The following is a 12,205-nucleotide window of genomic DNA, read 5'->3' as shown; positions in this document are numbered from 1 at the left end:
CCACCAACTGCCCCACCGCGTTGAAGTGGAGGACACCCATCCAGCGCCTCCACTTCCTCCACTTCGGTGTCTCGTCCCTCGCGAATCGGGCGCTTGAGCCGATCCCGTCGCTCGCCTAAGCCGCTGCCCCATGACATCCACGAACGACATCCGCCGCGGCTTCCTCGATTACTTCGGCTCGACCGGGCACCGGATCGTGCCGTCCGCGCCGCTGGTGCCGCAGAACGATCCGACGCTGATGTTCGTCAACGCGGGCATGGTCCCGTTCAAGAACGTGTTCACCGGCCTCGAGACGCGACCCTACGTCACCGCCACCTCGTCGCAGAAATGCGTGCGCGCGGGCGGCAAGCACAACGATCTCGACAATGTCGGCTACACCGCGAGGCACCACACCTTCTTCGAAATGCTCGGCAATTTCTCGTTCGGCGACTATTTCAAGGAACAGGCGATCGTCCACGCCTGGACCCTGCTGACGAAGGAATGGGGCCTCGACCCGGATCGCCTGACGGCTACCGTGTACCACACCGACGACGAGGCGTTCGATCTCTGGAAGAAGATTGCCGGCCTGCCCGATCACCGCATCATCCGTATCCCGACCAAGGACAATTTCTGGGCGATGGGCGACAGCGGCCCCTGTGGTCCCTGTTCGGAAATCTTCTTCGACCACGGCGACCACATCGCTGGTGGCCCTCCCGGCTCGCCGGACGAGGACGGCGACCGCTTCGTCGAGATCTGGAACCTCGTGTTCATGCAATATGAGCAGGACGCGAATGAGATCGTCGGCGAACTGCCGAAGAAGTCGATCGACACCGGCATGGGCCTCGAACGCGTCGCCGCCGTGATGCAGGGCGTCCACGACAACTACGACACCGACACGTTCAAGGCGCTGATCGCAGCCTCGACCGCACTGACCCACACCGTGCCCGACGGCGAGTGGAAGGCGTCGCACCGCGTCATCGCCGACCATTTGCGCTCGGCCGGTTTCCTCGTCGCGGACGGCGTGCTGCCGGCGAACGAGGGCAGGGGCTATGTCCTGCGCCGGATCATGCGTCGCGCGATGCGGCACGCCCACCTGATCGGCGCGAAGGAGCCGTTGATGCACCGGCTGGTGCCGGCGCTCGTCGCCGAAATGGGCGCGGCCTTCCCCGAACTGGTCCGCGCGCAACCGCTGATCGAGGCGACGCTCCAGCAGGAGGAAACGCGCTTCCGCCAGACGCTCGACCGCGGCCTGAAGCTGCTCGACGAGGCGACGGCGGGATTGGCCGAGGGCGGCACGCTGGCCGGTGAAACCGCGTTCAAGCTCTACGACACCTATGGCTTCCCGTACGACCTGACGGAGGACGCCCTGCGCGCGCAAGGGCTCGCGGTCGACCGCGCCGGCTTCGACGCGGCGATGGCCGAACAGAAACGCGCCGCCCGCGCCGCATGGAAGGGCTCCGGCGCCAAGGCGTCCGACGACCTGTGGTTCGACATCGCCGAACAGTCCGGCTCGACCGAGTTCACCGGCTACGCCAACGACACCGGCGAGGCGGAGGTCGTCGCCCTGATCCGGGACGGCGCGCGCGTCGATCATGCGACCGCTGGCGAAACGGTTGCGATCGTCGTCAACCAGACGCCGTTCTACGCCGAATCCGGCGGTCAGGTCGGCGATGCCGGCGCCGTGTCGAGCGACGCCGGCCTGCACGCGCTCGTCACCGACACCACGAAGCAGCTCGGCCGCATCTGGGTCCATCACGCCGACATCCGGTCCGGCGAGATCAGGGTGGGCGACGCGGTGAAGCTGGCGATCGATCTCACCCGCCGCGCCGCGATCCGCGCCAACCACTCCGCGACGCACCTGCTGCACGAGGCGCTGCGCCAGCGGCTCGGCACGCACGTTGCGCAGAAGGGCTCGCTGGTCGCGCCGGACCGGCTGCGCTTCGACTTCTCGCAGCCGGTCGCCGTCACCCCGGCCGACATCGCCGAGGTCGAGACGCGCGTGAACGAGCAGGTGCGCGGCAACGGTCCCGTCGTCACTCGCCTCATGACGCCCGACGAAGCCATCGCCGAAGGCGCGATGGCGCTGTTCGGCGAGAAATACGGCGACGAGGTTCGCGTCGTGTCGATGGGACAGGACGACGAGGGTACCTACAGCCTCGAACTCTGCGGCGGCACGCATGTCGGCGCACTGGGAGAGATCGGCCTGTTCAAGGTGATCGGCGAGGGCGCCGTGTCGTCCGGCGTCCGCCGCGTCGAGGCGCTGACCGGCGAAGCCGCCCGCGCATGGTTCTCGCACCGCGACGAGGTGCTGCGCGAAGCCGCCGCGACTCTCCGCACCACCCCGGACGAAGTCCCCGCGCGCGTCGCCGCACTGCTCGACGACCGCAAGCGGCTGGAGCGTGAATTGGCCGAGGCGAAGAAGGCGATCGCGACCGGTGGCGGTGCCGGAGCACCTGCCGGGCCGGAGGATATCGGCGGCACCGCCTTCATCGGTCAGGTGCTCGACGGCTTCGATGCGAAGGGGCTGCGCGGCGCGGTGGACGAGGCGAAGCAGCGGCTCGGCTCCGGCGTCGCCGCCATCGTCGCGGTCAACGACGGCCGCGCATCGGTTGCGGTCGGCGTCACCCCCGACCTCGTCGGTACTCGCAACGCGGTGGAACTGCTGCAGGTCGCGGTCGCTGCGGTCGGCGGCAAGGGCGGCGGCGGGCGTCCCGATATGGCACAGGGTGGCGGTCCCGACGGTGACAAGGCCGCGGCTGCGCTCGACGCCATTCGCGCGGCGCTTGCGTCCTGATCCGCGTCAGGCATCCTTCTCGCAACCCCGATGGTTCGGCTTGGGTGACGAGACTTTGACGCGAGGGATGCGAATGCGGGGATGGTGGATCGGTTCGGGCGTCGTGGCCTGCATGACGCTCGCGGTCCCCGCCGTCGCCCAGTCCGCCCGCGACGTGCTGACGCAGGCGGCGTTCGAGGATCGTAGCCGGGACGTCGCGCTGGTGAAGGTCGACCGCGTCCGCGCCTTCGCTGTGGCCCATCCCGAAGATGAGGATGCCGCCGTGCTCGCCGCCGTCGCGCTGGGCTACCGCGCGAAGCTGACCGGCAGCCGGTCGGAGGCGACCGCCGCGCGCAAGGAGTTCGAAACGGTTTGCGCCCGCTATCCGCGCAATCCGGAGGCACAGCTCGGCTATGGTGCCTGGCATCTCGGCGTCATCAACCGCGTCGGCCGGCTGGTCGGCCGAGTCGTCGGGGCGCAACGCGGCACCGGCATCGCCGCGATCGAAAAAGCGGTGACGCTCGGCGGCAACCGCGCGATGTTCTCCGGGCTCGCCGGGCTGATGCTGATCGAACTCGACGCCGACGATCCCCGCGGCCGTACCCTGGTGGAGGCCGCAGCCCGCGCGCCCACGCCCACCCCGCTCGATCGCATCGTCCAGCGCAGCGCTGCACAGGTCGCCGCCATGCTGCGTCAGGGCAATACGAAACAGGCGCAGGCGCTGGCCGACCGCCTGCTCCCGTTCGGTTGGTACAAGCCTAAATAGCGATCAAACGAGATCGCTCGTCCGGCGCACCCGCCGGATTCGTGGCTCCCGCTCCATCGCCGCCTCGCGCCGGATCAACTGCCGCAGTTCGTCGCGCTTTTCGTGGATCGACGCGATCACCGGACCCATCGCCACCCCCAGATCGACCAGCACCGCCTCCGACAGTTGCAGCGAACTCTCCAGCGTCTCCGGCACCGCATCCGTCACACCCGCCCGGTACAGTTCCGCCGCATGCCCGGCATCCCGCGCGCGCGCGATGATCGTCAGGGCAGGGGCCGCCGCCCGCAACCGCCGCGTCAACCGCGCCGTCAGCACGGGATCGTCCATCGTCAGGACCAGCGCCCGCGATTCTGTCAGCTTCAACCGGTCGATCAACTCGCCGCGCGCCACGTCGCCGAACAGCACCGGATACCCCTCCGCCCGCGCCCGCGACACCGCGTCGATGTCGGCCTCGACCGCGATATACGGTTGCCCGTGTGTCGCGAGCATGTCGGCGATCATCCGCCCGACCCGGCCGAACCCGATCAGCACTGTGCGGCTGCCACCGTCGTCCACGTCCGGTACCGCGGAGGCGATATCGCGCGCCTCGATCCGGCGCGCCGCGATCCGCCCGACCTTCGCCAGCAGCGGCGTGATCGTCAGGCCGATCGCCGTTACGGTCTGCCAGAACGCGGCGGTCGACGGCAGGATCAATTGCGCCTGCGCGGCCGTGCCCAGCACGATCAGCGTCGTCTCCGACGGGCTGCCCATCAGTAGTCCGGTCTCCGCCGCCACGCCCGCTCGTGCATGCCCCACCCGTAACAGCAGGTACGTCACCACGGCTTTGACCGCGACCACCCCCGCCACCGCCAGCAACAGCCCCGACCAGTTCTGCCCGATCAATCTCAGGTCCAGGCTCATGCCCACCGTGATGAGGAACACGCCCAGCGCCAGCCCCTTGAACGGCGCGGTCATCACCTCGACCTCGCTATGATACTCCGTTTCGGCGATCAGCAGCCCGGCGAGCAGCGCACCGACGATCGGCGACAGCCCTGCGGCGGTCGTCGCGACCGACGCGACGATCACGACCAGCAGCGACGCCGCCAGAAACAGCTCCGGGCTCTTCGTGCGCGCCGCTTGGGCGAACAGTCGCGGCAGCACGATTCGCCCGCCCAGATACATGACAACGACCGTTGCACCTCCGCGCAGCGCGACACCGGCAATCCCGCTCCACCCTTCGGCACTCGCGGTTGGTGCCATCGCGCCGAGTGCGAAGATGATCGGCACCAGCGCCAGATCCTCGAACAGCAACATGCCGAACGCCCCGCGGCCGACCGGGCTCGTCGTCCCGACCAGCGGCAGCACCAGCGCCGTCGACGACAGCGCCAAGGCCAGCCCGAGCCCGGCGGCGCCCGCCCAATCCTGCCCGATGAAATGAAGCGCGATCGCGATCAGTGCGGCCGATCCGAACAGCTCCGCGGCACCGGTGCCGAACACCAGTTGCCGCATGCCCCATAAACGCCGGAACGACAGTTCCAACCCGATCGAGAACAGCAGCAGGATGATGCCGAATTCGGCGAACGGCTCGATCGACGCCGGGTCGCTGATCGTCACGTAATAAAGCCACGGGAACAACGCCGTCAGCTGGCCCAGCCCGGCCGGGCCCACCGCGACGCCGACCAGAATGAACCCGATCACGGGGCTGATCCGGAACCGCGCGAACGCCGGGATCACCAAACCGGCCGCGCCGAGGATCACCAGAGCGTCCGAAAAACCTTCATTGTCCAACCTGAGTGCCATGCCGGCGACTTAACCAGTCGAACACGGATGAGGCTAGGCTTGATCGCCGCCAACACGGCCATTCCACTGCTGGAGGTGCACGGCGTGTCCGTACTGCGGCCACATCTCCAACGAAATCGCTGCTACGCTGTCCTACAGGAGACGGGGCAATTATGCTGGTCCGCTCAGCGGGAGCGATGCGTCGCTGCGTTCTCTGAACGTGTTCGGAAGCTGCGCCGGTCGGATCGCTACCGTCGCCAAGAAGCGTCGTTGGACTAACCTTAGCCTAGCCTTCCGCGCAACCGTCGTTGAGAAAACAGGCTTTTTTGTATTTTGACCGCCTCCACGGCGGAAGGTGAGGGGCGGGACCAGCCCGCCCCTCGTACCCGATCAGGCGGCGACCGCCATCTTCGCTTCGAGGTTCTGGCGAACCTGCTCGAAGAACTGCTCCGTCGTCATCCAGGGCTGATCCGGGCCGATCAGGATCGCCAGATCCTTGGTCATATGGCCGTTCTCGACCGTCTGGATGCAGACGCGCTCCAGCGTCTCGGCGAACCGGGTCACCTCCGGCGTATCGTCGAACTTGCCGCGATACTTCAGGCCGCCCGTCCAGGCGAAGATCGAAGCGATCGGGTTGGTCGAGGTGGCCTTGCCCTGCTCGTGCTGGCGATAATGCCGCGTCACCGTGCCGTGCGCCGCTTCCGCCTCGACGGTCTTGCCGTCCGGCGTCAGCAGCACCGACGTCATCAGGCCGAGTGAGCCGAAGCCCTGCGCGACCTGATCCGACTGAACGTCGCCGTCGTAGTTCTTGCACGCCCACACGAACTCGCCGCTCCACTTCAGCGCCGATGCGACCATGTCGTCGATCAGGCGATGCTCGTAGACGATGCCCGCTTCCTTGAACTTGTCCTTGAACTCCGCCTCGAAGATCTCGGCGAACAGGTCCTTGAAGCGCCCGTCATAGGCCTTCAGGATGGTGTTCTTGGTGGACAGATACACCGGCCATTTCAGGTTGAGGCCATAGTGCATCGACGCACGGGCAAAGTCGCGGATCGACTCGTCGAGGTTGTACATGCCCATCGCGACGCCGGCGGCGGGGAAGTCGAACACCTCGTGCTCGATCTCCTGACCATCCTCGCCGACCCACTTCATCGTCAGCTTGCCGGCACCCGGAACCTTGAAATCGGTCGCCTTGTACTGGTCGCCGAACGCATGACGGCCGACGACGATCGGGTGGGTCCAGCCGGGGATCAGGCGGGGCACGTTCTTGATGACGATCGGCTCACGGAACACGACGCCGCCCAGGATGTTGCGGATCGTGCCGTTGGGCGACTTCCACATCTTCTTCAGGCCGAACTCCTCGACGCGCGCCTCGTCCGGAGTGATCGTCGCGCACTTCACCGCAACGCCGTACTTCTGCGTGGCCTTCGCGGCATCGATCGTCACCTGATCGTCGGTCGCGTCGCGGTGCTCGATGCCGAGGTCGTAATAATCGAGTTCGATGTCGAGATACGGCTTAATGAGGCGCTCCCGGATCCATTCCCAGATGATCCGCGTCATCTCGTCGCCGTCGATCTCCACGACGGGCGTCTTCACCTTGATCTTGGCCATGTGGTCTCGTCCTTCGAAGCTGATGGGGTTGGGCGCCGTCTAGGATGCGGGTCGCGGCCTGTAAACGTCGGGCGTCGACCTCGGGCGGGTGGTACGACGTTCCCGCTGCGACGGAATGATGGTAAACGCGGGACCAACAATGATGGGGTGGGGAAGAATCATGGCTTCGAAGTATCTTGGTTGCGCGCTCGTCGCCGCGGCGCTGACCTTGGCCTCACCGGCTTCGGCACAGAGCTACAGCAACCTGTTCGTATTCGGCGACAGCCTCGTGGATGCCGGTAACGCCCAGGCATTCCGCCGCGCCGTCGGCGGCGCCGATCCGGCTCCGGCGGCAGCGGGATATTTCCACGGCCGCTTTTCCAACGGCTTCACCTTCGCCGATTATCTCGGCCGCGCGGTCGACGGCGGGCCCACCGTCGCGTCAGCCTATGGCGGCCGCAACTATTCCGTCGGTGGAGCCCAAGCGCGCGAGATGTCCGGCGATGCCAGCCCAAGCTTCGCCGAGCAGATCGGCATGTACGATATCGGCACCGCGCGCTTCGACTCGCAATCGCTCGTGCTCATCACGCTGGGCGGCAACGACATCCGGTCGCAGATACCCAGCCTGGCCACGATCCCGGGCTACGTCCCCGATTTCACCGCCACGCTCGACGCCATGACAGCGGGGCTGACGGCGCTCTACGCTCGCGGCGCGCGCAACTTCATCGTCACCGGCTTGCCTGATATCGGCCAAATTCCCGCCGTGACCCAGCTTCCGATCCCCGGCCTGTCGGCGCGGGTGACCGGCCTGTCGAGCGGCTTGAACGATGATTTCGAGGCGCTGGTCGGCGACTTCGCGCAGTCGAGCGGCAGCAACGCTCAGTTTTTTGACCTGTTCGGCTTTCAACGTACTATCTACGCCGATCCGGCAAGGTTCGGCCTGCCGGCAACGCTCGACACACGCCGCGCCTGTCTGCAGGTGCCGGGCGCAGCGCCCACGTGCAGCGGCTTCGTGTATTTCGACACCGTTCATCCCACCACTCAGATTCACCGCGCCATTAGCCGCGGTCTGACGGACCAGCTCGGTCTGGCCGCAGTGCCGGAGCCGATGACGTGGGCGATGATGATCGTCGGTGTTGCGCTGACGGGGGGCGCGCTTCGCTATCGTCGCCGCCGGACTGCGGTGGCGTTCGGCTGATCCGATCGCGCTGCCGGACCTACCGGGTGCGGCGGCGCGATTGTCAGGCGAAGTGTTGGCCGGTAGACCCTCGCCATGACCTCACTCGACAAACCGCCCCTCGTCACCACCACGGTGAAGTGGCGATTCCCCTCCGTCCACCCGGAAGGTCGCAAGTACGTCGCGATTTCTACCGGGATCACGCTGCTGCTGACGATCGTCTCCAACGTTCTGTTCTGGCCCCTGGTCGGGCTGACCATCTGGGTCGCCGCTTTCTTCCGGGACCCCATCCGCACCACACCACAAGGCGAAGACCTGATCGTCGCGCCCGCCGACGGGCTGGTGACGATGATCCAGCGCGTCGCCATCCCCCGCGAACTCGTCGGCGAACTCGGCGAAGCGCCGCTGGTGCGAGTGTCTATTTTCATGTCGGTGTTCGATGTGCATATCAATCGCACCCCCATTGCCGGCACGATCCGGCAGGTCGTCTATATCTCTGGAAAGTTCCTCAACGCCGACCTCGACAAGGCTTCCGACGAAAACGAGCGCCAGCACTTCGTTGTTGAGGGCCGGGACGGCCGCAAGATCGGCTTCACGCAGATCGCCGGCCTCGTCGCGCGCCGCATCGTAGGCTTCGTCAAGCCGGGGGACATGGTCGCCGTCGGTCAGCGCGTCGGCCTGATCCGCTTCGGCAGCCGCGTCGATGTCTACCTTCCCGACGATTGCGCGCCACAGGTGGCCCTCGGGCAGCGCTCGATTGCGGGCGAAACAGTCCTGGGCCGTGTCGGTGGTGTCGCTGCGTTCGGGATCGCACAGTGAGGGTTCGGCCTGCGACCGCCAACCGCCCGGCATTCCGCTGATGGCGTTCCGGCCAGAACGTCGTCGCGTCCGGCGCGCACCGCGCGGACTGCCGCTGCGGGCGATCGCGCCCAATGCGGTGACCGCACTCGCCTTGTGCTCTGGCTTATCTGGCGTGCGCTTCGCGATCGGCGGAAATTGGGAAATGGCGGCGGCCATGATCATGGTTGCCGGCGTCCTCGATGGCATCGATGGCCGTATTGCAAGGCTGCTGCACGGCGAAAGCCGCTTCGGCGCGGAACTCGACTCGCTATCCGATGCAATATCCTTCGGCGTTGCCCCCGCGCTGATCCTGTATCTATGGTCGCTGTCCGCATTGCCGCGGTTCGGCTGGATGGCGTCGCTCATCCTCGCTGTGTTCTGTGCGCTCCGGCTGGCACGCTTCAACGCCCAGATCGACGAGACGGAGCAGCCGCATAAATCCGCCGGTTTCCTGACCGGCGTACCTGCACCAGCCGGTGCTGGCCTGGCGTTGCTGCCCCTGTTCATCTGGCTGTGGTCCGGTGAGCCGCTTTTCGCCTCACCATACGTGGTTGCACCGTGGACGGTGCTGGTCGCGACGCTGATGGTGTCGAGCGTCGCCACGTTCTCATGGAGCTCGATGCGACTCAGACGCCGCATCCGGTTCGAAGCGCTAGCCGTCGTAGTGTTGTTGGGAGCGGCGCTCGTAACCGCGCCATGGCACACGCTCAGCATCATCAGCGTGATTTATGTCGCGCTGATCCCGTTCAGCGTCACGAGCTACGCCAAGGTCAGGCGACTTCGCGCAGCCGCCGAATCGGCGAAGGCACCGGAGCCGACGCCCACCGCCTAACGGCGATGCGACGCTCGGCTAGCGCCAACGCCTCCAACGGCGCGAACGACGGCTCCACGTGCCCCATCGCCATACGCGCAATACGACGCCATTGCGGACCTATCGCCAATGCGATCACAGCTACCGAGACGGCCAAGGCCGACGAGAATACGAGCGCACTCACCACGATCATCACCATGTCCGCCTCCATGCGAACCCCTCGACCGATCTAAACCGGTCTGGATTCGTTCGGTTCCGAAAACTGCTGCCAGCCCAAACCGTTTTGCTTTCGCCGAACGACATGAGTTAACCCCGCCGACCGGCGTTCCGATCTGAGCCGCTTATGTTCCTGTAGCGTTCTACCGTCAAGAGCCTGTACGTGAAATGTTCTTATGTTGCGTCGTGGACCGATCGCGGCTAAGCGGCTCGCCTCAACTCCGCATGGGAAGCACCACATACCGGTGCGTCGGCCTTCCAGGCTGCGTCATCCGCTTCCCAGAGGCATAACCGGCAAAGGAATTTCATTATGGCGGCTCCTGTCGTCTCCATGCAGCAGCTCATCGAAACCGGCGCGCACTTCGGTCATCAGACCCATCGCTGGAACCCGAAGATGAAGCCTTACATCTTCGGCGATCGCAACGGCGTCCACATCCTCGACCTGTCGCAGACGGTGCCGCTCTTCGCGCGCGCGCTGGAATTCGTGTCGTCGTCGGTTGCGGGCGGCGGCAAGGTCCTGTTCGTCGGCACCAAGCGCCAGGCGCAGGAGCCGATCGCGGATGCAGCGCGTCGCTCGGGCCAGCATTTCGTCAACCACCGCTGGCTGGGCGGCATGCTCACCAACTGGAAGACGATCTCGAACTCGATCAAGCGTTTGAAGACGCTGGAAGAGCAGCTTTCCGGCGACACCCACGGCCTGACCAAGAAGGAAGTGCTTCAGCTGACGCGCGAGCGTGACAAGCTTGAAATGTCGCTGGGCGGCATTCGCGATATGGGCGGCGTTCCCGACGTAATGTTCGTGATCGACGCGAACAAGGAAGAGCTGGCGATCAAGGAAGCCAACACGCTGGGTATTCCCGTCGTGGCGATCCTCGATTCGAACGTGTCGCCGGACGGCATCGCCTTCCCGGTTCCCGCGAACGACGACGCCGCCCGCGCCATCCGCTTGTATTGCGAGGCGATCGCGATCGCCGCGACGCGTGGCGGCCAGGAGCAGCAGCGCCGCTCGGGTGCCGATATCGGTGCCATGATGGAGCCGCCGGCGGAAGAGCAGACGATCGAGACCCCGGCGGCCGACGCCGGCACCGACCCTGTGTCGAGCGCCGATGCGGGTCAGGCCGTGGAGGCCGAGCGCCAGATCGACGCGTAACCGTCACGCACGAAGTCTAGCGGGCGGGGCGGGGCATGATGGCTCCACCCCGCCCGCAAACATATTCGGACAATGAGAAGGATCACGACAATGGCCGATATCACGGCAGCGATGGTCAAGGACCTGCGCGAGAAGAGCGGCGCGGGCATGATGGACTGCAAGAAGGCACTGAACGAAACCGCTGGCGACATGGACGCCGCGCTCGATTGGCTGCGTACGAAGGGTCTCGCAGCCGCGCAGAAGAAATCGAGCCGCACCGCGGCCGAGGGTCTGGTCGGCGTCGCGACATCGGGCACGAAGGGTGCTGCGGTCGAGGTGAACTCGGAAACGGATTTCGTTGCCAAGAACGATCAGTTCCAGGATTTCGTCCGCGAAGTCACCCAGATCGCATTGGCGACGGGCGATGACATCGACGCGCTGAAGGGTGAGGCGATGCCATCGGGCACCACCGTCGCCGACGTGCTGACCAACAACGTCGCGACGATCGGTGAGAACCAGTCGCTTCGTCGCGCCAAGCGCCTCGAGGTGTCGAAGGGCGCGGTCGTGTCCTACGTTCACAACCAGCAGTCCCCGGGTCTGGGCAAGATCGGCGTGCTTGTTGCTCTGGAGTCGGACGCAGCGGACGATGTGCTTCAGGCGCTCGGCAAGCAGCTCGCGATGCACATCGCTGCCGCATTCCCGAAGGCCCTTAACGAAGAGGATCTCGACGAGGGCGAGATCGAGCGCGAGCGCGCCATTGCCGCCGAAAAAGCCGGCGAGAGCGGCAAGCCCGCCGAGATCGTCGCGAAGATGGTCGAAGGCTCGATCGCCAAGTACCGCAAGGAGCATGCGCTGGTCAGTCAGCTCTTCGTCATGGACGGCAAGACCAAGATCAGCGACGTCGTAGCGAAGGCGGGCAAGGACGCTGGCGCGACGATCGTGCTGAAGGATTATGTCCGCTTCCAGCTGGGTGAGGGCATCGAGAAGGAAGCTTCCGACTTCGCCGCAGAAGTCGCGGCAGTCTCGGGCGTTCCGCAGCCGACGGCATAAGGATAAGCCTCTCCCGCGCAGCGGGAACGGCGGCCCTGTGATTACAAGGGGCGGCGACCGGCGATGAAGCCGGCCGCCGCCCTTCGTCACGATGAGGTGCTTCGATCGGCTCGGTC

8 protein-coding genes and 2 pseudogenes are annotated in these 12,205 nt (G+C 66.0%); 8 read left to right on the top strand and 2 right to left on the bottom strand.

Features of this window, described 5'->3' with window-relative positions:
* The first annotated feature begins 130 nt into the window (after positions 1 to 130).
* Positions 131 to 2,773 (top strand): alanine--tRNA ligase, encoded by a 2,643-nt coding sequence (alaS, locus tag AC0CH8_RS10880; protein ID WP_465239891.1) that lies wholly within the window; start codon positions 131 to 133, stop codon positions 2,771 to 2,773.
* Positions 2,774 to 2,846: 73 nt separating this feature from the next.
* Positions 2,847 to 3,518, top strand: coding sequence for a hypothetical protein (locus AC0CH8_RS10875; protein WP_465239890.1), 672 nt, complete (start codon positions 2,847 to 2,849; stop codon positions 3,516 to 3,518).
* Between the two features lie 3 nt (positions 3,519 to 3,521).
* Here AC0CH8_RS10875 and AC0CH8_RS10870 read toward each other — a convergent pair whose 3' ends face one another.
* Complete coding sequence (locus AC0CH8_RS10870) at positions 3,522 to 5,297, bottom strand: cation:proton antiporter domain-containing protein (RefSeq protein WP_465239889.1); 1,776 nt, start codon at positions 5,295 to 5,297, stop codon at positions 3,522 to 3,524.
* 369 nt (positions 5,298 to 5,666) lie between these two features.
* Complete coding sequence (locus AC0CH8_RS10865) at positions 5,667 to 6,887, bottom strand: NADP-dependent isocitrate dehydrogenase (RefSeq protein WP_465239888.1); 1,221 nt, start codon at positions 6,885 to 6,887, stop codon at positions 5,667 to 5,669.
* A 115-nt stretch (positions 6,888 to 7,002) separates the two neighbouring features.
* Here AC0CH8_RS10865 and AC0CH8_RS10860 point away from each other — a divergent pair.
* The 6 genes and pseudogenes from AC0CH8_RS10860 to tsf all read left to right on the top strand — a co-directional run.
* A pseudogene (locus AC0CH8_RS10860) lies at positions 7,003 to 7,917 on the top strand (SGNH/GDSL hydrolase family protein); the annotation flags it as partial.
* A 36-nt stretch (positions 7,918 to 7,953) separates the two neighbouring features.
* Positions 7,954 to 8,064, top strand: a pseudogene (locus AC0CH8_RS10855) (PEPxxWA-CTERM sorting domain-containing protein); the annotation flags it as partial.
* 75 nt (positions 8,065 to 8,139) lie between these two features.
* Complete coding sequence (locus AC0CH8_RS10850; RefSeq protein ID WP_465239887.1) at positions 8,140 to 8,862, top strand: phosphatidylserine decarboxylase; 723 nt, start codon at positions 8,140 to 8,142, stop codon at positions 8,860 to 8,862.
* A gap of 40 nt (positions 8,863 to 8,902) precedes the next feature.
* Positions 8,903 to 9,715, top strand: coding sequence for a CDP-alcohol phosphatidyltransferase family protein (locus AC0CH8_RS10845; protein WP_465239886.1), 813 nt, complete (start codon positions 8,903 to 8,905; stop codon positions 9,713 to 9,715).
* A 505-nt stretch (positions 9,716 to 10,220) separates the two neighbouring features.
* On the top strand, positions 10,221 to 11,060 hold the full coding sequence (rpsB, locus tag AC0CH8_RS10840; RefSeq protein WP_465239885.1) for a 30S ribosomal protein S2: 840 nt from the start codon (positions 10,221 to 10,223) through the stop codon (positions 11,058 to 11,060).
* A 90-nt stretch (positions 11,061 to 11,150) separates the two neighbouring features.
* Positions 11,151 to 12,089, top strand: coding sequence for a translation elongation factor Ts (tsf, locus tag AC0CH8_RS10835; protein WP_204193326.1), 939 nt, complete (start codon positions 11,151 to 11,153; stop codon positions 12,087 to 12,089).
* The last annotated feature ends 116 nt before the right edge of the window (positions 12,090 to 12,205 follow it).

This window comes from Sphingomonas sp. AC435 (assembly GCF_979253005.1).
The sequence above is the reverse complement of the archived record's forward strand: the minus strand, read 5'-3'. Positions and strand labels throughout refer to the sequence as shown.